20 protein-coding genes are annotated in these 19,980 nt (G+C 70.5%); 16 read left to right on the top strand and 4 right to left on the bottom strand.

Annotated features, from left to right (window positions below):
* Positions 1 to 51 precede the first annotated feature (51 nt).
* The gene (gene rho / locus ACSQ11_RS10840; protein ID WP_436005229.1) at positions 52 to 2,154 is read left to right on the top strand and encodes a transcription termination factor Rho; all 2,103 of its coding nucleotides are present in this window, start codon (positions 52 to 54) and stop codon (positions 2,152 to 2,154) included.
* A gap of 4 nt (positions 2,155 to 2,158) precedes the next feature.
* Here the strand turns inward: rho and ACSQ11_RS10845 are convergent, their stop codons facing one another.
* The 3 genes from ACSQ11_RS10845 to ACSQ11_RS10855 all read right to left on the bottom strand — a co-directional run bounded on the left by ACSQ11_RS10845 (position 2,159) and on the right by ACSQ11_RS10855 (position 4,874).
* Entirely contained in the window at positions 2,159 to 2,752 is a 594-nt protein-coding gene (locus ACSQ11_RS10845; RefSeq protein WP_436005231.1) for an N-acetyltransferase family protein, read from the bottom strand.
* A gap of 9 nt (positions 2,753 to 2,761) precedes the next feature.
* Positions 2,762 to 4,306, bottom strand: coding sequence for an APC family permease (locus tag ACSQ11_RS10850; RefSeq protein ID WP_436005233.1), 1,545 nt, complete (start codon positions 4,304 to 4,306; stop codon positions 2,762 to 2,764).
* Positions 4,307 to 4,370: 64 nt separating this feature from the next.
* Positions 4,371 to 4,874 (bottom strand): Lrp/AsnC family transcriptional regulator, encoded by a 504-nt coding sequence (locus ACSQ11_RS10855; protein ID WP_436005235.1) that lies wholly within the window; start codon positions 4,872 to 4,874, stop codon positions 4,371 to 4,373.
* 112 nt (positions 4,875 to 4,986) lie between these two features.
* Here ACSQ11_RS10855 and ACSQ11_RS10860 point away from each other — a divergent pair, with 112 nt between their 5' ends.
* The 7 genes from ACSQ11_RS10860 (at position 4,987) to glyA (ending at position 12,135) form a co-directional block, all read left to right on the top strand.
* Complete coding sequence (locus tag ACSQ11_RS10860) at positions 4,987 to 6,171, top strand: trans-sulfuration enzyme family protein (RefSeq protein WP_436005237.1); 1,185 nt, start codon at positions 4,987 to 4,989, stop codon at positions 6,169 to 6,171.
* A gap of 328 nt (positions 6,172 to 6,499) precedes the next feature.
* The gene (locus ACSQ11_RS10865) at positions 6,500 to 7,258 is read left to right on the top strand and encodes a hypothetical protein (protein WP_436005239.1); all 759 of its coding nucleotides are present in this window, start codon (positions 6,500 to 6,502) and stop codon (positions 7,256 to 7,258) included.
* 243 nt (positions 7,259 to 7,501) lie between these two features.
* Entirely contained in the window at positions 7,502 to 7,717 is a 216-nt protein-coding gene (rpmE, locus tag ACSQ11_RS10870; protein WP_436005241.1) for a 50S ribosomal protein L31, read from the top strand.
* A 107-nt stretch (positions 7,718 to 7,824) separates the two neighbouring features.
* Positions 7,825 to 8,907: a peptide chain release factor 1 gene (gene prfA, locus ACSQ11_RS10875; RefSeq protein WP_436005243.1), complete on the top strand. Its 1,083-nt coding sequence runs from the start codon at positions 7,825 to 7,827 to the stop codon at positions 8,905 to 8,907.
* Positions 8,904 to 9,761 carry a peptide chain release factor N(5)-glutamine methyltransferase gene (prmC, locus tag ACSQ11_RS10880; protein WP_436005245.1) on the top strand — a complete coding sequence of 286 codons (858 nt, stop codon included), beginning with the start codon at positions 8,904 to 8,906 and terminating at the stop codon, positions 9,759 to 9,761. Before prfA ends, prmC begins: the two co-directional genes overlap by 4 nt.
* Before the next feature lie 317 nt (positions 9,762 to 10,078).
* Positions 10,079 to 10,864 carry an L-threonylcarbamoyladenylate synthase gene (locus tag ACSQ11_RS10885; protein ID WP_436005247.1) on the top strand — a complete coding sequence of 262 codons (786 nt, stop codon included), beginning with the start codon at positions 10,079 to 10,081 and terminating at the stop codon, positions 10,862 to 10,864.
* Positions 10,861 to 12,135, top strand: a complete 1,275-nt coding sequence (glyA, locus tag ACSQ11_RS10890; RefSeq protein ID WP_436005249.1) for a serine hydroxymethyltransferase — start codon at positions 10,861 to 10,863, stop codon at positions 12,133 to 12,135. The genes ACSQ11_RS10885 and glyA overlap by 4 nt, the downstream gene beginning before the upstream one ends.
* Before the next feature lie 62 nt (positions 12,136 to 12,197).
* Here the strand turns inward: glyA and ACSQ11_RS10895 are convergent, their stop codons facing one another.
* Positions 12,198 to 13,598: an exopolysaccharide biosynthesis polyprenyl glycosylphosphotransferase gene (locus ACSQ11_RS10895; protein ID WP_436005251.1), complete on the bottom strand. Its 1,401-nt coding sequence runs from the start codon at positions 13,596 to 13,598 to the stop codon at positions 12,198 to 12,200.
* 126 nt (positions 13,599 to 13,724) lie between these two features.
* Between ACSQ11_RS10895 and ACSQ11_RS10900 the strand changes: the two genes are divergently transcribed.
* The 8 genes from ACSQ11_RS10900 (at position 13,725) to ACSQ11_RS10935 (ending at position 19,977) form a co-directional block, all read left to right on the top strand.
* Positions 13,725 to 14,159, top strand: a complete 435-nt coding sequence (locus ACSQ11_RS10900) for a hypothetical protein (protein WP_436005253.1) — start codon at positions 13,725 to 13,727, stop codon at positions 14,157 to 14,159.
* The gene (locus ACSQ11_RS10905) at positions 14,156 to 14,428 is read left to right on the top strand and encodes a hypothetical protein (protein WP_436005255.1); all 273 of its coding nucleotides are present in this window, start codon (positions 14,156 to 14,158) and stop codon (positions 14,426 to 14,428) included. Before ACSQ11_RS10900 ends, ACSQ11_RS10905 begins: the two co-directional genes overlap by 4 nt.
* Positions 14,429 to 14,513: 85 nt before the next feature.
* Positions 14,514 to 15,329 carry a F0F1 ATP synthase subunit A gene (atpB, locus tag ACSQ11_RS10910; RefSeq protein WP_436005257.1) on the top strand — a complete coding sequence of 272 codons (816 nt, stop codon included), beginning with the start codon at positions 14,514 to 14,516 and terminating at the stop codon, positions 15,327 to 15,329.
* Between the two features lie 105 nt (positions 15,330 to 15,434).
* Positions 15,435 to 15,650, top strand: a complete 216-nt coding sequence (locus ACSQ11_RS10915) for an ATP synthase F0 subunit C (RefSeq protein ID WP_186828029.1) — start codon at positions 15,435 to 15,437, stop codon at positions 15,648 to 15,650.
* Positions 15,651 to 15,701: 51 nt separating this feature from the next.
* Positions 15,702 to 16,373, top strand: coding sequence for a F0F1 ATP synthase subunit B (locus ACSQ11_RS10920; protein WP_436005259.1), 672 nt, complete (start codon positions 15,702 to 15,704; stop codon positions 16,371 to 16,373).
* Positions 16,373 to 17,182: a F0F1 ATP synthase subunit delta gene (locus ACSQ11_RS10925; protein ID WP_436005261.1), complete on the top strand. Its 810-nt coding sequence runs from the start codon at positions 16,373 to 16,375 to the stop codon at positions 17,180 to 17,182. The genes ACSQ11_RS10920 and ACSQ11_RS10925 overlap by 1 nt, the downstream gene beginning before the upstream one ends.
* A 118-nt stretch (positions 17,183 to 17,300) precedes the next feature.
* Positions 17,301 to 18,938, top strand: coding sequence for a F0F1 ATP synthase subunit alpha (gene atpA / locus ACSQ11_RS10930; protein WP_436005263.1), 1,638 nt, complete (start codon positions 17,301 to 17,303; stop codon positions 18,936 to 18,938).
* Positions 18,939 to 19,074: 136 nt separating this feature from the next.
* A complete protein-coding gene (locus ACSQ11_RS10935) occupies positions 19,075 to 19,977 on the top strand; it encodes a F0F1 ATP synthase subunit gamma (protein WP_436005265.1) in 903 nt (300 codons plus the stop codon).
* The last annotated feature ends 3 nt before the right edge of the window (positions 19,978 to 19,980 follow it).

Here is a 19,980-nt window from a genome sequence, read left to right on the forward strand (position 1 = left end):
CGGCCCCTGCCCCGCGTGGCTCGGGCCCACTGACGAGGGGAAGGATCCTTCGTGACAGACACCACCACTCTTGAGGCGTCGTCGGCATCCGGGCAGGGCCCGCGCCGATCGGGCTCGCTGACGGCCATGCGCCTCGCGGAGCTCCAGGGGCTCGCCTCGAGCATGGGCATCACCGGCACGGCCAAGATGCGCAAGGGCGACCTCGTCGCCGCGATCAAGTCGCGCCAGAACGGTGACAGCGGCCCGGTCGCCGCCGCGGCCGCGGCCGAGGAGCAGCCCCGCCGCTCGCGCCGTGCCTCGTCGTCCGGCCAGACCACGCCGCGAGCCGAGACGCCCGACGCGACGCAGGCAGCCGCTGCCGACACGCCGGAGGCCGACGGCTCCGCCGCGCAGGAGCGCCCCGAGCGCACCCGCCGAGGCCGCGACGCCGATGCCGCGGGCCGGTCCAAGGACACGCGAGAGTCCCGTGAGACCGAGTCCGAGCAGCGGACCTCCGACCGCGGCGAGCGCACGCAGTTCAAGGACGACCGCGGTGACCGTGGCGACCGCGCGGCCCGCAGCCAGGACGCGGACGAGCCGGCCCAGCGCGCCGACCGCACCGAGCGCAACGACCGTGCGGACCGCAACGACCGTGCGGACCGCAACGACGGCGGCGACCGCAACGACCGTGCGGACCGCACCGAGCGCAACGACCGCGGCGACCGCAACGACCGTGCGGACCGCAACGACCGCAACGACCGCGGCGACCGCAACGACCGTGCGGACCGCAACGACCGCAACGACCGCGGCGACCGCAACGACCGCGGCGAGGCCCAGCAGCACGACCAGCAGGGCCAGGACGGCGACGACGACGAGGGTGGCCGCAGCGGTCGCCGCCGTCGCAACCGCAACCGCAACCGCGACAAGCGCCGCAACCCCGCCCAGGGCGGCACGGAGACCTCGACCGAGAACGAGCCCCAGATCCACGAGGACGACGTGCTCGTCCCCGTCGCCGGCATCCTCGACATCCTCGACAACTACGCGTTCGTGCGGACGTCGGGCTACCTCCCGGGCGACAACGACGTCTACGTGCCGCTCGGCATGGTCAAGCGCAACGGGCTGCGCAAGGGCGACGCCGTCGTCGGCGCGACCAAGGCCCCGCGCGAGGGCGAGGAGCCGCAGCAGCAGAGCGTCGGCTCGCGCAACAGCCGCCAGAAGTACACGCCGCTGGCCCGCCTCGACACCATCAACGGCATGAGCTCCGACGACGCGCGCACGCGTGCCGAGTTCGGCAAGCTCACGCCGCTCTACCCGCAGGACCGCCTGCGCCTCGAGACCGACGCGGCGAACCTCACGACCCGGATCATCGACCTCGTCGCGCCGATCGGCAAGGGCCAGCGCGGCCTCATCGTCGCCCCGGCCAAGGCCGGCAAGACGATGGTCATGCAGGCGATCGCCAACGCGATCACCACCAACAACCCCGAGGTCCACCTCATGGTCGTGCTCGTGGACGAGCGCCCCGAGGAGGTCACCGACATGCAGCGCGCGGTCAAGGGTGAGGTCATCGCCTCGACCTTCGACCGTCCGGCCGAGGACCACACCACGGTCGCCGAGCTGTCGATCGAGCGCGCCAAGCGTCTGGTCGAGATGGGGCACGACGTCGTCGTGCTCCTCGACTCGATCACCAAGCTCGGTCGCGCCTACAACCTCGCCGCCCCGGCGAGTGGCCGCATCCTCTCCGGTGGCGTCGACTCCGCCGCGCTCTACCCGCCGAAGAAGTTCTTCGGCGCCGCGCGCAACATCGAGAACGGTGGCTCGCTCACCATCCTCGCGACCGCGCTCGTCGAGACCGGGTCGCGCATGGACGAGGTGATCTTCGAGGAGTTCAAGGGCACCGGCAACATGGAGCTCAAGCTCGACCGTGGGCTGTCCAACCGCCGGATCTTCCCGGCCGTGGACATCAACAACTCGGGCACCCGCCGCGAGGAGATCCTCCTCGCGCCGGAGGAGCTCAAGATCATGTGGAAGCTGCGCCGCGTCCTCGCCGCGCTCGACAGCCAGCAGGGCATCGAGCTGCTGCTCGACCGGCTCCGCAAGAGCAAGACGAACTACGAGTTCCTCAAGCAGGTCCAGCAGACCAGCTCGAACAAGCTCGAGGACGACAGCGACGACTGAGCGTTCACGTCACCACCACGAGGCGGTCTCCCGGTCCGGGAGGCCGCCTCGCGGCATACGGAGGGCGCAGAGGAACGACGGCGTATGCCGGCCCGTGCGGTGCAGGGGACCCGCGCTCACCTCCCGCGGTCGTCCGGCAGCCTGCGCATGGTCGGGAACGCCGACTCCGTGAAGCCATGGAGCGGTAGATGACGGCGCCGCCGGCGGTGGCGGCGAGGTCGACACGGTCCGCGCCGGCGTCCTGTTCGAGCCAGCGGACGAGCTCGGTCATGACCGCCCGTGCGAAGCCGCGCCCGCGGGCGTGGGGGAGGGTGGCGACGTTGGAGACGAAGCCGAGGCGGCCGTGCGGGAGGGTCGGCGCCGGGATGGCGGGCAGCACCTCGGCGAGACCACCGGCGAGCACCTGGCCCTCCTCCTCGACGACGAGGACCAGCGTCTGCTCGTCGTCGACCTTCGCGGTGAACCACGCTCGTGCGGCCTCACGCCACGTCGGGTCGGCGAGGGCGGCCGGGGGTGTGCCCATCGCCTCGAACATGAGCACCCGCAGGCGCATGCAGTCGTCGATGTCGTCCGCGGTGGCGCGTCTGGGGCGGGGCATGCGGTGACGCTAGTCCAGCGTGGGCGCGCCCTTCGCGTCCGTGTCGGCGGCCAGGTCGTGGCGTCGGCCGTAGCCAGTGGCGACGAGGTTGCCGGGGGCGAGGTTGGAGTGGCGTCGGCCGTAGGCGAAGTAGATGACGAGGCCGATTGCGAGCCACGCCAGGAAGCGCAGCCAGGTGCCGACGGCGAGGCTCGCCATGAGACCGACGCAGCTCAGCGCCGAGACGATCGGCAGCAGGGGGACTGCCGGCGTCCGGAAGGGGCGCTCGAGCCGGGGCTTGGTCCGGCGCAGCACGGCGACGGCGATCGAGACGACGAGGAACGCGAAGAGCGTCCCGATGCTCACCATCTCGGCGAGGGTGTGGAGCGGGACGAACGCGGCGAGCAGGCAGACGACGGCGGTCGTCGCGACCGTGATCCGCAGCGGGGTGTGGAAGCGCGGGGACACCTGGCCGATCGACGCCGGCAGCAGTCCGTCGCGGCACAGGGCGTAGCCGATCCGGCCCATCGCGACGATGTCGACGAGAATCACCGAGCTCAGCCCGGCGACGGCGGCGATGCCGATGAGGACCGAGGCCCAGCCCATGCCGACCTGGTCGAAGGCGTCCGAGATGGGGGCGCCTTCGCTCAGGCCGGAGTACTTGACCATGCCCGTGATGACGAGGCACACGGCGAGGTAGAGGAAGGTGCAGATGAGCAGCGTGCCGATGAGGCCGCGTGGCATGTCCTTGGCCGGGTCCTTGGTCTCCTCGCCGAGGTTGGCGACGGCCTCGAAGCCGCTGTAGGCGAAGAACACGATGGCCGCGGCGACGAAGACCCCGGTGACGCCGAACGCGGTCGGGGTGGCGCCGGTGACCCACTGCCAGAACGGCTGCTCGAGACCGGTGGTCTGGAGGTCCTCGGAGAGCGGCTGCGACGGCGGGATGAACGGTGAGAGGTTGGCCAGCTTGACGAAGAAGATGCCGACGACGATGACGAAGAGGCAGACCGACACCTTGATGGCGACGAGGGCGTTGGTGACCCACTTCGACTCGCGGATGCCGACGGCGGCGACGACGCCGAGGACGAGCGCGATGCCGAGCGCGCCGAGGTTGACGCTCGACTCCTCACCGAAGAACGTCGTCGGCAGTGAGAACGCCTCCTGGAGGTAGCCCGACCATCCGCGGGCGACCACCGCGGCGCCGAGCGCGAACTCGAGGATGAGGTCCCACGCGATGATCCACGCGAAGATCTCGCCGATCGTCGTGTAGGCGTAGGTGTAGGAGCTGCCGGCCGTCGGGACAGCTGCCGCCAGCTCGGCGTAGCAGAGGGCTGCCAGCAGGCTGACGACGCCGGCGATGACGAACGACAGGACGATGCCTGGCCCCGCGTAGTTCTTGGCGCCCGTGCCGGTGAGCGTGAAGATGCCCGTCCCGATGACGATGCCGATGCCGAACCCCATGAGGTCCTTGGCGGTGAGGTTCTTGCTCAGCCCGGCATGGCCCTCGGCCACGTCGTCACCCTGACGAAGGACGGTCTCGACGTCCTTCGTCCTCACGATGCTCGTGTCGTCCATCTCGTCACAGTAGGACTGCGCCCGCCATCCCGCGCGGCGAGGAAAAGCGAGGGTCACATGCTGGTCAGGGCAGGGTCGGACGGGCGTGGCTGCGGAAGATCAGCGACGTCTGGACGTGCGAGACTCCGGGCCGGCTGGAGATGTTGTCGAGCACGAAGTCGCGCAGCTGGTCGGGGGACTCGGCGCTCACGTGCACGAGGAAGTCGTCGGCGCCGCTGATGTTGAGCGCCGACAGCACACCGGGCAGCTGCGCCATCTCCTCGCCGAACGCGTCGACCTGCTCGCGGTCGTGCCCGCCGAGGCGGATCGCGACGACGGCCTGCAGGGGTCGGCCGATCCTCGCGGGGTCGACGCTGGCGTGGATGCCGGTGACGACGCCTCGTTCCCGCAGCGAGCGGACGCGCCCGACGCAGGTGGACTCGGCGATGCCGACGGCCCGCGCGAGCGCGGCGTTGGAGATGCGCCCGTCGGCGACGAGGGCCGAGACGATGGCGCGGTCGACCTCGTCGAGGACGGGCGGCACGTGGGGGGCGGGCCCGGGGGTGAGGGGGTGAGGATCCTTCGGCACGGGTCCACCGTAGCGCCCCGGATCCCGTGGATCATGGCAGCCGACGCGCCTGTGCGACGGCGATCCACGGAACTGTTGTCGCACGGCGCGGATCCTGCGGAGCATGGACCACATGACGACACCGCTGTCGACCACGGACCCCTCGACCACCGCCGTCCATGCCGGACGCGAGGACCTCAGGGCCCTGGGCCTGCACGTCCCGCTCATCGACCTGGCCACGACGTACCCGATGCCGACGATCGAGGCGGGCGGGACGGCATACGACACGATCGGTGCGGGGGAGCGGCCCGACGGTCACGCGACGCTCGTCTACCAGCGGCTGTGGAACCCCGGCGTCGACCGGTTCGAGCGGGCCGTGGCGGCGCTCGAGGCGACGGAGTCGGCGGTGGCGTTCGCCTCGGGCATGGCGGCGTTGACCGCGACCCTGCTCGCAGCGGTGTCGGCGGGGACGCCACACGTCGTCGCCGTGCGACCGCTCTACGGCGGGTCGGACCACCTGCTCGCGACCGGACTGCTCGGCACCGAGGTCACGTGGGCCACGCCGACGACGGTCGCCGAGTCGCTGCGCCCCGACACCGGGCTCGTCCTCCTCGAGACCCCGGCCAACCCCTCGCTCGACCTCGTCGACATCGCCGCCGTCGTGGCGCAGGCCGGCGGCGTGCCCGTCGTCGTCGACAACACCTTCGCGACGCCGGTCCTCCAGCAGCCCGCGCTGCACGGCGCGACGCTCGTGCTGCACTCGGCGACGAAGTTCATGGGCGGGCACGGCGACGTCATGGGTGGCGTCGTCGCGACCGACCACGAGTGGACGGCCCGGCTCCGCCAGGTCCGCGCCATCACCGGTGCGGTGCTGCACCCGCTCGCGGCCTACGAGCTGCACCGCGGCCTGCAGACCCTGCCCGTGCGGGTCCGCGCGCAGCAGGAGTCGGCGGGCGTCGTGGCGCGCTGGCTGGCGGAGCGGTGCGAGGTGTCGCGAGTGCACTACCCGGGACTCGAGGGCTGTGACGCGGCCGGTCTGGTCGGCTCCCAGATGACCGGACCCGGAGCGGTGCTCGCCTTCCGTCTCGAGGGTGGGTATGCCGTCGCCTCGGCCCTGCTCGAACGTCTCGAGCTGCTCACCCACGCCGTCTCGCTGGGCGGCGTCGACAGCCTCATCCAGCACCCGGCGAGCCTGACCCACCGGTTCGTCGTGGCCGACGCGCGACCCGATGCCGACCTGCTCCGGCTCTCGGTCGGGCTGGAGTCCGTCGACGACATCCTCGCCGACCTCGACAAGGCCTTCGCCAACCTCCCCTGACCTCGGTGGGGGTGGGCGTGAGTGCCAAGGGCGTCGGATGTGACGCCCTCGGCACTCGTCGACGCGAGCGTCCACAGCCGCCGATGGCCCAAGTGGCTGTCCACAGTCGAGGCCACGACCCCTCGCCGTGGCGCTGGCGATGCCCCGGAGTCCAAGCATGGCGGGTCCGGACACACGAGAACGCAGGGCGATAGCACTGCGCCTCGCCGACGACCACGACGGCGTGGTGCACCGCGCGGAGCTCCGTCGCGCCGGGATCGATCGTGCGGCGGTGCGCACCGAGGTGCGAGCCGGCCGATGGATGGCTCATGGTCGGCACACGGTGTCGGTGAGCACGACCCCGCTCACCGGCCGGGCCCGGTGGTGGCATGCGGTCTGGGAGTCCGGTTCGGGCGCGGCGCTGGACGGAGCCGCCGCGTTGGCGGCCTCGGGCCTTCGCGGCTTCACCTCACGGGCGTTCGACGTGTCCCAGCCGCGGAACAACCGCCATCACTCGGTGGCCGGAGTGCGGCTGCACCGGCGGACGGTGATGCCCTCGCTGGTGGGCGCCGGCGTGCCGAGAGTGGTGCCGGACGTGGCTGCGGTGAACGCCGCACTGTGGTGCAGGAGCGACCGTGAGGCCGCGCTGGTCCTGTGTCTCGTGGTGCAGCAGCGGCTGACGACGGCCCCGCGGCTGCTCGCGGCGTGGCGTGGCGCTCGCGTCGGCGGCCCGCGTCGGACGTTCCTCGATGAGGCTGTCGGGGACTTGTGCGACGGTGCCCAGGCGCTGGGCGAGCTCGACTTCGCCACGATGTGCAGGAGGAGCGGCCTCCCGCCACCGACCCGACAGGTCGTGCGTCACGGGCCGGACGGACGGGTCTACCTCGACGCCGCATGGGAGGAGGTCGGTCTCGTGGTCGAGATCGACGGAGGCCACCACCAGTGGGCACTCAACCCCGTCGAGGACGCCCTGCGTCAGAACGACGTCGTGGTGGGAGGTGAGGTCATGCTGCGGATTCCGCTGCTCGGGCTCCGGCTGGAGGCCAAGCGTTTCCTGCGCCAGGTCGCCGTGGCGTACGCGTTGCTCTCGGGGCGCCGCACCGCGTGAGTGCCGAGCGAGTCACCCGTGCCGCCTCTGGCACTCGCCGAAGGCGTGGCCGGGGAATGCCGGGGCGGGGATCGCCGTTTAGGGGAACGTGTGCCTGCTCTGGCACACTTGATCGCTGGACCGGTTCACGGCACGAACGCGTTTCCTGAGCATCGCCCTCACGAGCGGATGCAGGCGGGGCGCTACAGGGTTTGCACCACAGTGGTGGGCCCGCCGACCCGGAGACATCCAAGGAGAAGAATCGTGAAGAAGGACATCCACCCGAACTACGCGGAGACGACCGTCACCTGCACCTGTGGCGCGACGTTCCAGACGCGCAGCACGGCGCCCAACGGCCAGATCCACGCTGAGGTCTGCAGCCAGTGCCACCCGTTCTACACGGGCAAGCAGAAGATCCTCGACACCGGTGGTCGCGTCGCCCGCTTCCAGGCGCGCTACGGCAAGAAGGCCGACGCGTAGCACCCCCGATGCGCCGACCCGTCGATCCAGCAGTGGATCCGGGTCGGCGCATTCGTGTCTGCACCCCCTGATCCCCGCCGACCACCGCACGTGACGAGAGGTCCCCGATGTTCGAGTCCGCCGCCGCCCTCGCGCAGGAGCACGCCCAGCTCGAGCGCGAGATGGGCGACCCGGCCGTGGCCACCGACCCGGACCGTCTGCGTGAGGTCAACAAGAGGTATGCCGCGCTGGGACCGACGGTGACGGCATACACCGCGTGGTTGGCCGCGACCGACGACCTGACCACCGCGCGCGAACTCGCCACCGAGGACGCGGGCTTCGCCGCGGAGGTGCCGGGTCTCGAGACGGCGGTCGACGAGGCCGCGGACCGGTTGCGGCGCCTGCTCATCCCGCGCGACCCGGACGACGACCGTGACGTCATCCTCGAGGTCAAGGCGGGGGAGGGCGGCGACGAGTCCGCGCTGTTCGCCGGCGACCTGCTCCGCATGTACCTCCGTTACGCCGAGCAGCGCGGCTGGCGCACCGAGGTGCTCGACTCGACCGAGACCGACCTCGGCGGCTACAAGGACGTCCAGGTGAGCGTCAAGGCGCGGGGGAACCCGCAGCCGGGCGAGGGACCGTGGGCGCGCCTCAAGTACGAAGGCGGGGTGCACCGCGTGCAGCGGGTCCCCGTCACCGAGACGCAGGGCCGCATCCACACGAGCGCCGCGGGTGTCTGGGTCATGCCCGAGGCCGAGGAGGTCGAGGTCGAGATCCACGCCAACGACCTGCGCATCGACGTCTTCCGCTCGTCCGGCCCCGGTGGCCAGAGCGTCAACACGACGGACTCGGCGGTGCGCATCACGCACCTGCCCACAGGCACCGTCGTCTCCTGCCAGAACGAGAAGTCCCAGCTCCAGAACCGCGAGGCGGCGATGCGCGTCCTGCGTGCGCGGCTGCACCAGATGGCGGTCGACGAGGCCAACGCCGCGAGCGCCGACATCCGCGCCAGCCAGGTGCGCACCGTCGACCGCAGCGAGCGGATCCGCACCTACAACTTCCCCGAGAACCGCGTGAGCGACCACCGCACCGGCTTCAAGGCGCACAACCTCGACACCGTGCTCGGCGGGGAGCTCGACGCCGTGGTCGAGTCGGCGATGGCGGCCGACGAAGCGGCGCGGCTCTCGGCGCTCGGCGAGGCCCCCGAGTGAGCGAGCTGCGCGACGCCGTCCGGGCGGCCACGCGCCAGCTGGCCGATGCCGGTGTCGGCTCACCCGAGCACGACGCCGTCGCGCTCGCGGCCCACGCCCTCGGCGTCGACGCCTCCGAGGTGAGGCGGCTCATGATCCTCGGTGGTCCCGTCCCTGCGAGGTATGCCGGCCTCGTCGCCGAGCGCGCGAGTCGCGTCCCGCTGCAGCACCTCACCGGACGGGCCTGGTTCCGAGGGCTCGAGCTCGAGGTGGGTCCCGGGGTGTTCGTGCCGCGGCCCGAGACCGAGGTCGTCACGGGCTGGGCCATCGACGCGGCCCGGGCCTGTGTCGACACCGGCATCGACTCGCCGATCGTCGTCGACCTCTGCTCGGGGTCGGGCGCCATCGCGTTCTCCGTCAAGGCCGAGCTGCCGCAGTCGCAGGTCGTCGCCGTCGAGGTCAGCGACCTTGCGGTGGCGTGGGCGGCGCGCAACCGGGACCGTCTCGACCTCGACGTCGAGATCGTGCAGGAGGATGCCGTGACCGCCCTCGACGACCTCTTCGAGGTCGACGTCGTCGTGTCGAACCCGCCCTACATCCCCACCGTCGCCGTCCCCGTCGACCCCGAGGTGCGCGACCACGACCCGCACGTCGCGCTCTACGGCGGCAGCGAGGACGGCCTCGCGATCCCTCGGCTCGTCGCCGCTCGGGCGGCCGGTCTGCTGCGCACCGGTGGCGTCCTCGTCATGGAGCACGCCGACAGCCAGGGTGAGACCCTTCCTGCGGCGCTGCGGGCCAGCGGGTCGTGGAGCTCGGTCGAGGACCGGCTCGACCTCACCGGTCGTCCGCGCGCGACGGTGGCCGTCCGCGCCTGAGCTCACTGCGACACCCCGACACGACTGTGGCCCCCACCCGGAACCGGGTGGGGGCCACACGCATTCGGCCTCGTCAGAGGATGTACATCAGCAGAACGATGATCAAAAGAACACCGACGATCGTCCAGATCAGTCCGGAACCACGCATGCGTTGCACCTCACTTCACATAGACAGGGACGAAACGGTCCGACCCTACGCAGGCGGGCACCCGGAGCGGGACTTTGGCGTCGACCAATTTCGCCGCGTCGCCGCAGGTCAGTGCGGTGACCGGGTGCCCGCGGTCCAGGCGCTCGACCGCCGGTCCTAGGCTGCTCCCATGAGTCCGGTCTTCGACTGCACGACACCCGAAGGACGTCAGGACGGCATCGCCAAGGCGACCGCCGGAGTGCGCCAGGGGGACCTCGTCGTCCTGCCCACCGACACGCTCTACGGCATCGGCGCCGATGCCTTCTCGCCGGACGCCGTCCAGCGCCTCCTCGACGCCAAGGGCCGTGGGCGCGAGATGCCTCCGCCGGTCCTGGTCGCCGACGTGCGGACGATCGACGGGCTCGCGACCGACGTGCCGGCATACGCCCGAGCGCTCATCGAGCGCTACTGGCCGGGACCGCTCACCCTCGTCCTCAAGGCCCAGCCCTCGCTCATGTGGGACCTCGGCGACACCGGCGGCACGGTGGCGGTGCGCATGCCCGACCACGACGTGGCGCTCGAGCTCCTCAAGGAGGTCGGCCCGATGGCGGTGAGCAGCGCCAACCGCACCGGGCACCCGGCCTCCCGCACCGTCATCGACGCCGCCACCCAGCTCGGGGCGTCGGTCGAGTTCTATCTCGACGGTGGTCCCGTCACCGGCGGGCTGCCCTCGACGATCGTCGACTGCACCCGCCCCGAGCCCACCATCCTGCGACGCGGCGCGATCGACGCGGACGAGATCCTGGCCCTCGCGGCCGAGCACCTAGAGTTGCCGACACCCACGTCGGACGACGCCTCGTCGGACGAGCCCGAGCCGGACGCGCCCACGCCGGCAGAGACCCAGCCCGAGACGGACGTGCCGACGTCCGCACCGGACGAGCCAGCACCCAGCACCCGAGGAGAGCAGCAGCCATGAGTGAGACGTTCTACGGTTCCGACTTCGGGGCCCTCGAGGCCTTCGACCCCGAGATCGCGGGTGTCCTCGTCTCCGAGCTCGACCGGCTCCGCGGCGGGCTCCAGCTCATCGCGAGCGAGAACATGTCGTCGCCGGCGGTGCTCACCTCGCTCGGCTCGACGCTGTCCAACAAGTACGCCGAGGGCTACCCGGGCCGCCGCTACTACGGCGGCTGCTCCGAGGTCGACAAGGCCGAGTCGCTCGCCATCGAGCGCGCCAAGGCCCTCTTCGACGCCGAGCACGCCAACGTCCAGCCGCACTCGGGTGCGAGCGCCAACGCCGCGGTCTACGGCGCCTTCATGTCGCCCGGAGACACCATCCTCGCGATGAGCCTCCCGCACGGTGGCCACCTCACCCACGGCACGAAGATGTCGTTTTCGGGCAAGTGGTTCAACGCCGTCCACTACGGCGTCGACAAGGACACCGAGGACATCGACTACGCCGAGGTCGAGCGCCTCGCCAAGGAGCACCGACCCAAGGTCATCCTCGCCGGTGGCTCCGCGATCCCGCGCCTCATCGACTTCGAGTTCTTCCGCCGCCTGGCCGACGAGGTCGGGGCGATCTTCTGGGTCGACGCCGCCCACTTCATCGGTCTCGTCGCCGGCAAGGCCATCCCGAGCCCGGTGCCGCACGCCGACGTCGTGAGCTTCACGACCCATAAGGTGCTTCGCGGCCCGCGCTCCGGCGCGATCGTCTGCAAGGAGGAGCACAAGGCGGCGATCGACAAGGCCGTCTTCCCGATGATGCAGGGCGGCCCGCAGATGCACACCATCGCGGCCAAGGCGACCAACTTCAAGGAGTGCGCGACGCCGGAGTACCAGGCCTACGCCAAGCAGGTCATCGCCAACGCGAAGGTGCTCGCCGAGACGCTGGGGGACAAGGGCATCCGCCCGACCACCGGGGGCACGGACACCCACCTGTCGCTGCACGACCTCCAGCCGGTCCTCGTCACCGGCGTCGACGCCGAGGCGCGCTGCGACGCAGCCGGCATCACGCTCAACAAGAACGCCATCCCGTTCGACCCGCAGAAGCCCAACATCGCGAGCGGCATCCGCGTGGGCACCCCGTGCGTCACGACGCAGGGGATGGGCGAGGACGAGATGCGCACCATCGCCGGGCTCATCGCGCGCGCGGTCGTCGACGGCGACGCGGACCCCGAGCACCAGGTCTCCCGGGAGGTGCGCGCCGAGGTGACCGACCTCGTGACGCGTTTCCCGGCATACCCTCGCTGACCACATTCGACTGATTGCCCTGCTGGGACACCTCGCTGGCGCTCACCGTCCCAGCAGGGCAATCAGTCGATGCGCTTGGCTCGGCGGCTGCGGCGCTCGCGCTCGTCCTCGGCCTGTTCGGCGGCCTCCTGCTCGAGGGCGGCGGCCTCCTCGGCCGACGGGCGCGCCTTGGGCTTGGCCCCCGACGCCGAGAGCACGGTCCACACGCTCCGCCCGAGGACCTCGAGGTCGAGCAGCGGCGACATGTGCTTGAGGTAGTAGAAGTCGTAGGAGAGCTTCTCGATCGTCTCCTCCTCGGACGCGGCGTACCCGTGGCGCACCTGCGCCCACCCGGTGATACCCGGCCGCACGAGGTGGCGCTGGTCGTAGAACGGGATGGCGTCGCGGTACTTGTCGACGAACCCGACCTGCTCGGGGCGCGGACCGATGAGCGACAGCTCACCGCGTAGCACGTTGAAGAACTGCGGCAGCTCGTCGAGGCGGACGCTGCGCAGGAACCGGCCCAGGGGAGTGATGCGCGGGTCGTCGCCGGTGGCCTGGCGAGCACCGTGGGCCTCGGCGTCCGCGCGCATCGTCCGGAACTTGAAGAGCTCGACGAGCTCGCCACGCCGGCCCACCCGCACCTGGCGGAAGATCACCGGGGTGCCGTCGACGACGCGCACGAGCAGGGCGACGAGCGCGACGACCGGCATCCACACGGGGATGGTGAGGACGACGAGCACGAGGTCCACGGCGTGCTTGAGCGGCAGGAAGGGCAGCTTGCGCAGCAGCGAGGTCTCGATCTCCCAGCCCTCGGACAGGTGCCCCAGCGGCACCCGACCGGTGTGCTCCTCGTAGACCTCGTTGAGCGGGCGCACCTCGCGCCCGGCGACCGAGGTCGCCGAGACGTAGGCGGTCACCTCGCGCGACCAACGCGCGCTGAGGTCGACGGTGAGGACGGTGTCCGGAGGCGGGGCCGAGAGCGGCCCGCTCGCCTCGGGGTCGATGACGCCGACGACGCTGATGTGGGGCGTCTCGTCGAGCTCCTGCACGATCGAGTGGGCCGACGTGACGATGACGAGCCGCTCGGTCCACGGCCGCAGTCGCAGCACGAGCCGGAGCAGGAGGACGAGGACGATCCAGATCGCGAGCGTCGTGAAGAGGTGCGGACGCGAGTAGTACGGGCGGACGAGCACGATCATCGCGGTGATCGCGAAGAAGGTGAAGAGCGCGCCGAGCGCCCCACGCGCGTAGGTCGGCCGGGGCGGTCCCTGGGGGAGGACGGCCGCGACGAGGGCGTCGCCGAGCACGGCGCTGACGACCGCGATGAGGAAGATCTGGGTCAGTCCCCGGCCCTGCGTCTGGGCGAGGACGGAGGCGCTGAAGGGGTGGTCGCCGAAGCGCATGGCGGCCGCGATCCCGAAGGCCACGACGAGGAGTGCGGCGTCGGCGCAGACCATGCCGACCAGGAGCCGCTGTCTCATGGCGGGAAGTGTATTCGGCTGCGGGGGTGCGAGCCGGGACGCCCCTCGGCGTCGGCCAGTTGGCCTTGCCCGAACGCTTGTGATAGTTTTCACAAGCCCCGGAACGACCTCGATGGAGAGCTCCCAGTGACTTCGAACCCCGCGCCACGGACCCCGGTCCGGATGATGCTGCGAGGTGCTCTCGTCCCCGGGATGGTGGCGCTTCCCGTCCTCGCAGCAGCCTTCTGGGCGTATGCCGGCGAGCAGGCAGCGCTGTCGGCCCTCGCGGGTGCCGGGCTGGTGCTCGTCGTCCTCACCGTGGGCCTGCTCGGCATCACCGCCGTGGTCATGGGACCCGCCGCCACGTCGATGGCCGGCGCCGGTGTCGTCTACCTCGGCCAGCTCATCATCGTCGTGGCCGCGGTGCTCGCGCTGCGCGGCGCCGACTGGCTCGACGGGCGGCCGTTCGCCCTGTCCGCCATCGCGCAGACCGTCCTCATGCAGGTCGGGCAGATCGTCGGCTACGCCCGTGCCCGCCACGAGATCGCCCCCGGCTCGCTCGACCGCGGAGGTGCCGCATGAGTGAGGAGCGCAGGATCCCCAAGGGCGTCGAGGGCCACGAGCCGTTCGCCAAGTGGCACGACGACCCCGAGCTCCCCAGCGCCACCGCCCGGGCCGACGCGCTCGGTGCGACCGTCATCGCCTACCTGCTCACCGGCCCTGCCGTCTTCGGCGCCATCGGCTGGGGAGTCGACCGACTTCTCGGCACCGGATTCGTCGTCGTGCTCGGGATCCTGGGCGGGATGGCCCTGTCGCTGTACACCATCTGGCTCCGGTACGGTACGACGTGACGCCCCTGACCATCGGCCGCAAGCGACTCGCGGTGGAGCCGCGACTGCAGGGTGCCGCCATCACCATGAACGAGGAGACCCACCTGTGATCCTGACTGCGCTCGCTGCAGGGACCACGACCGCCGTCGTCACCGCCGAGGGTGGCGAGGGGTTCGAGACCCCGACGCCCGACATCTTCTGGCTCCCGCTGATCGGTGAGGGCGACTGGGCCATCACCGAGCAGATGGTCTGGGGTGGCGTCTCCGTCCTCATCCTCAGCGTCGTCATGGTGGCGCTCTCCAAGAACGCCGCGGTCGTCCCGTCCAAGGGCCAGTGGTTCATGGAGGGCTTCTACAACTTCGCGCGCAACGGCGTCGCCCGCGACATGATCGGGACCAAGCACTTCCTCAAGTTCGTCCCGCTCCTGTTCAGCCTCTTCTCGCTGATCCTGCTCAACAACTGGTTCGGCATCATCCCCCCGGTGATGAACCCGACGATGGGCCGCATCGGCTTCCCGATCGCCCTGGTCCTCGTGGTCTACGTCGTCTACCACTGGGTCGGCATCAAGCGGATGGGCCTCAAGGGCTACTTCGCGCACATGGTCCCCGACGGGCTGCCCGGCTGGATCAGGCCGTTCATCATGCTGCTCGAGATCATCACGTACTTCATCACGCGGCCGCTCACGCTGGCCCTGCGACTCTTCGGCAACATGTTCGCCGGCCACATGCTCATCGTGCTCTTCGTGAGCGCCGGCGCCTACTTCCTCACGCAGGACGTCCTGTTCAAGCTGCTCTCCGTGCCGACCTTCGTCATGGCGGCCGTGATGTTCATCTTCGAGGCGCTGGTCCAGTTCCTCCAGGCCTACGTCTTCGTCCTGCTCTCGGCGAGCTACATCGCCGGCGCTCTCGCCGACGACCACTGAGTCGCGGCGACCCCCCAGACTGTTCCACCCACAACTTCATAGCTCGACCCAGATCCTCCTTCGCGGCACACGGCCGTGGAGGACCCCCAGAAACACGAAAGAGGAATCATCGTGGAAGGCAACCTCTCGCTCGTCGGTTACGGCCTCGCGACCATCGGCCCGGCCATCGCCGTCGGCCTGATCTTCGCCGCCTACATCAACGGTGTGGCCCGTCAGCCCGAGGCCCGCAACCTCCTGCAGCCGATCGCCATCCTCGGCTTCGCGCTCGCTGAGGCGCTCGCGATCTTCGCGCTGGTGCTCTACTTCGTCAAGGGCGCCTGACCGCCGATCCCGGCAAACCCCCGATCCGGCACGAAGCACTAGGAGCACCCCGTGCAGTTCACCGCCACCGCATCGTCGGTCGCGTCCCTGGCGACCGCCGAGGGCGCCAAGATGCCCCTCATCCCGCACATCCCCGAGCTGATCTTCGGCCTCGTGATGATCGGGGTCCTCTACTGGGTGGTGTCGACCAAGGTCGTCCCCAACCTGGAGAAGGCCTACGAGGAGCGTCGCGCTGCCATCGAAGGCGGCATGGAGCAGGCCGAGGAGGCCCAGGCCCAGGCCCAGGCCGCCAAGCAGCAGTACGAAGCCCAGCTGCACGAGGCCCGCACCGAGGCCAACGCCATCCGTGAGGAGGCGCGCGCCGAGGGTGCCTCGATCGTCACCGAGATGCGCGACAAGGCACAGGCGGAGGCAAGCCGGATCACCGAGTCGGCCAAGCGTCAGATCGAGGCCGAGCGCCAGCAGGCCGTGGTCTCGCTCCGCTCCGAGGTCGGCACGCTCTCGACGACCCTCGCCAGCCGCATCGTCGGCGAGTCCCTCGAGGACGAGGTCCGCCAGAAGGGCATGATCGACCGCTTCCTCGCGGAGCTCGAGAGCGGCGCCGTCCGTCCCGAGAAGGTCGGCGCGACCACGGCCCCGGCGGCCGCACCCTCCGAGGGTGAGCAGCCGGCGCAGGGTCAGCTCGACCTCGGGACCGACAACCCCTCGGGGCGGGACGCCTGATGGCTGGCTCGTCCCGCGCGGCACGGGCGGCGGCCGACACGGCCCTCGCCGGTGCCCTCGACGGTGTCGACCGCGCCGCGCTGTCCGAGGAGCTGTTCTCGATCGCGTCAGCGATCGAGGGCAACATCGGGCTGCGCCGCGCGTTCGCGGACCCGTCGCGAGAGGGGTCGGCCAAGCGTGACCTGGCCGAGCGCCTCTTCGGCGGCAAGGTGAGCGAGCCGGCCAACAACGTCCTCGGCGAGGTCGTCGCGCAGCGCTGGTCCTCCGAGGGCGACCTCGGGGACGCGTTCGAGGCCCTGGCCGTCCGTGCGCTGCTCGCCAGCGCCGAGAAGGCCGGCCGCATCGACGACGTCGAGAACCAGCTGTTCCGGTTCGAGCGGATCGTCGCGGCCGACTCCGGTCTGCGCGACATGCTGTCGAGCCGCAACACCGACGCCGAGGGCAAGGCCGGCGTCGTGCGCCGGCTGCTCGAGGGCAAGGCGGCGCCCGAGACCGTGCGTCTCGTGGAGCAGGCGGTCCTCGTGCCCCGTGGCCGTCGTCTCGACCGCGTGCTCGAGTCCTACCTCAAGCTGGCGGCGGACCGTCGCGAGGAGCTCACCGCCCTCGTGACCGTTGCCGTCGCGCTCGACGAGCGCCAGCAGTCGCGGCTCAAGTCGGCCCTGCGCTCGATCTACGGCAAGCCGGTCAACCTGCAGACCGTGCTCGACCAGAGCGTCGTCGGTGGCATCCGCGTGCAGGTCGGCGACGAGGTCGTCGACGGCACGGTCGTGCGCCGCCTCGACGCGGTGCGTCGCGACCTCGCGGGCTGAGCCCACGGGCCGGCTGCACACGGCACACGCAGCACCTTCCCGACCACACCTGAAGAGCACGACTTAACCCACACACTTCGGCCCCACCGGGGGCTGGTAACCGAGGAGAAGAGATCACATGACGGAGCTCTCGATCCGTCCGGAGGAGATCCGGGACGCGCTGGACACCTACGTCCAGTCCTACGAGCCCGGCGCGGCTTCCCGCGAAGAGGTCGGCCGCGTCATCGACGCCGGTGACGGCATCGCCCACGTCGAGGGTCTGCCCTCGGCCATGACCAACGAGCTGCTCGAGTTCGAGGACGGCACGCTGGGCCTGGCCCTCAACCTCGACGTCCACGACATCGGTGTCGTCATCCTCGGTGACTTCTCCAAGATCGAGGAGGGCCAGCAGGTCAAGCGCACCGGAGAGGTCCTCTCCGTTCCCGTCGGTGACGGCTACCTCGGTCGCGTCGTCGACCCGCTCGGCACCCCGATCGACGGCCTCGGCGACATCGCGAGCGACGAGCGCCGCGCGCTCGAGCTCCAGGCACCGTCCGTGGTCCAGCGCAAGTCGGTCCACGAGCCGCTCCAGACCGGACTCAAGGCCGTCGACGCCATGACGCCGATCGGCCGTGGCCAGCGCCAGCTCATCATCGGTGACCGCCAGACCGGCAAGACCACGGTCGCGGTCGACACGATCATCAACCAGAAGGAGTTCTGGGAGACGGGCGACCCGCAGAAGCAGGTGCGTTGCATCTACGTCGCCATCGGCCAGAAGGGCTCGACCATCGCGTCGGTCCGCGCCACCCTCGAGGAGGCGGGCGCGATGGAGTACACCACCATCGTCGCTGCCCCCGCGTCCGACAGCGCCGGCTTCAAGTACCTCGCCCCCTACACCGGCTCGGCCATCGGCCAGCACTGGATGTACCAGGGCAAGCACGTCCTCATCGTCTTCGACGACCTGTCCAAGCAGGCCGAGGCCTACCGCGCCGTGTCGCTCCTCCTGCGCCGCCCGCCGGGCCGCGAGGCCTACCCGGGTGACGTCTTCTACCTGCACTCCCGTCTGCTCGAGCGTTGCGCCAAGCTCAACGACGAGCTCGGTGCGGGCTCGATGACCGGCCTGCCGATCATCGAGACCAAGGCCGGTGACGTGTCGGCCTACATCCCGACCAACGTCATCTCCATCACCGACGGCCAGATCTACCTCCAGGCCGACCTGTTCAACTCCAACGTCCGCCCCGCGGTCGACGTGGGTGTCTCGGTCTCCCGCGTTGGTGGCGCTGCGCAGACCAAGGCCATGAAGTCGGTCTCCGGTCGACTCAAGCTCGACCTCGCCCAGTTCCGTGCGCTCGAGGCCTTCGCGATGTTCGCCTCCGACCTCGACCCGGCGTCCAAGGCCCAGCTCGCCAAGGGTGCTCGCCTCGTCGAGCTCCTCAAGCAGTCGCAGTCGGCGCCGTTCCCCATGGAGGAGCAGGTCGTCTCCGTGTGGGCCGGCACCACGGGCCAGCTCGACGACGTCGCGGTGGAGGACATCCGCCGCTTCGAGTCCGAGTTCCTCGACCACCTGCGTCGCAGCAAGGGCGACCTCCTCGCGGCCATCCGCGAGACGGGCAAGTTCGAGGAGTCCACCGAGGAGGCCCTCAAGGCCGAGATCGACTCCTTCAAGAAGGGCTTCGAGCCCTCCAACAAGGAGAACGTCCCGGTCGGGGACGAGGCCGAGAGCGGCGACGACGCCCTCGACTCCGCCCAGGAGCAGATCGTCAAGCAGAAGCGCTGACCCGTATGCCGGGTGGTCACCTCGGTGACCGCCCGGCACGGCAGGCCGGTCGTCGTGAGGCGACTGCACGGCATACGCCGTGACGATCCAGACCACAGACTCAGGCAGCACCAGAAACCACGAAAGGCGGAAACCTATGGGAGCGCAGATCCGGGAGTACCGGCAGCGCATCCGCTCCGTCAGCGCGACGAAGAAGATCACGCGGGCCATGGAGCTCATGGCCGCCGCTCGCGTCGTCAAGGCCCAGCAGGCCGTGCGCGAGTCGACCCCCTACGCGCGCGCCATCACGCGTGCGGTGTCGGCGGTCGCGACCTTCTCCAACGAGGAGCACGTCCTCACGACCGAGAAGGAGAAGGTGACCCGCGCCGCGGTCGTCATCATCACCTCGGACCGTGGACTCGCCGGCGCCTACAGCTCGTCGGTCCTCAAGGAGTCCGAGCGCCTCATCGCGCGTCTGCGCGACGAGGGCAAGGAGGCCGTCCCGTACCTCCTCGGTCGCAAGGCCGTCGGCTACTACTCCTTCCGTGGACGTGAGTTCGCCGCCGACTGGACCGGTGACTCCGAGAAGCCGGCGTTCGAGCGGGCCCGTGAGATCGGGATCCGCCTGGTCGACGACTTCCTCAAGGACACCGAGGCCGAGGGTGGTGTCGACGAGGTGCACATCGTCTACTCGCGCTTCGTGTCGATGGTGACCCAGGAGCCCGAGGTCATCCGTCTGCTGCCGCTCGAGATCGTCGAGGGCACCGAGCCCCCCGCCGAGGGTGAGCTCTTCCCGCTCTACGAGTTCGAGCCCACCGTCGAGGAGGTCCTCGACGCCCTGCTCCCCAAGTACGTCAACTCGCGCCTGTTCAACGCGATGCTCCAGGCCGCGGCCTCCGAGCTCGCGGCGCGCCAGCGGGCGATGAAGTCCGCGACGGACAACGCCGAGGAGCTCGTCAAGAAGTACACCCGGCTGGCCAACCAGGCCCGTCAGGCGGAGATCACCCAAGAGATCAGCGAAATCGTCGGTGGCGCCAGCGCCCTGGCCGAGAGCAAGTGAGAG

It is taken from the genome of Knoellia sp. LjRoot47 (assembly GCF_964253435.1).
GTDB lineage: Bacteria > Actinomycetota > Actinomycetes > Actinomycetales > Dermatophilaceae > Knoellia.

Coding starts and splice junctions, on each gene's coding strand:
- atpA (WP_436005263.1), top strand. CDS start 17,301: ATGACGGAGCTCTCGATCCGTCCGGAGGAGATCCGGGACGCGCTGGAC.
- prfA (WP_436005243.1), top strand. CDS start 7,825: ATGTTCGAGTCCGCCGCCGCCCTCGCGCAGGAGCACGCCCAGCTCGAG.
- ACSQ11_RS10935 (WP_436005265.1), top strand. CDS start 19,075: ATGGGAGCGCAGATCCGGGAGTACCGGCAGCGCATCCGCTCCGTCAGC.
- ACSQ11_RS10905 (WP_436005255.1), top strand. CDS start 14,156: ATGAGTGAGGAGCGCAGGATCCCCAAGGGCGTCGAGGGCCACGAGCCG.
- ACSQ11_RS10845 (WP_436005231.1), bottom strand. CDS start 2,752: ATGCCCCGCCCCAGACGCGCCACCGCGGACGACATCGACGACTGCATG.
- ACSQ11_RS10860 (WP_436005237.1), top strand. CDS start 4,987: ATGACGACACCGCTGTCGACCACGGACCCCTCGACCACCGCCGTCCAT.
- ACSQ11_RS10850 (WP_436005233.1), bottom strand. CDS start 4,306: ATGGACGACACGAGCATCGTGAGGACGAAGGACGTCGAGACCGTCCTT.
- ACSQ11_RS10895 (WP_436005251.1), bottom strand. CDS start 13,598: ATGAGACAGCGGCTCCTGGTCGGCATGGTCTGCGCCGACGCCGCACTC.
- ACSQ11_RS10885 (WP_436005247.1), top strand. CDS start 10,079: ATGAGTCCGGTCTTCGACTGCACGACACCCGAAGGACGTCAGGACGGC.
- ACSQ11_RS10925 (WP_436005261.1), top strand. CDS start 16,373: ATGGCTGGCTCGTCCCGCGCGGCACGGGCGGCGGCCGACACGGCCCTC.
- glyA (WP_436005249.1), top strand. CDS start 10,861: ATGAGTGAGACGTTCTACGGTTCCGACTTCGGGGCCCTCGAGGCCTTC.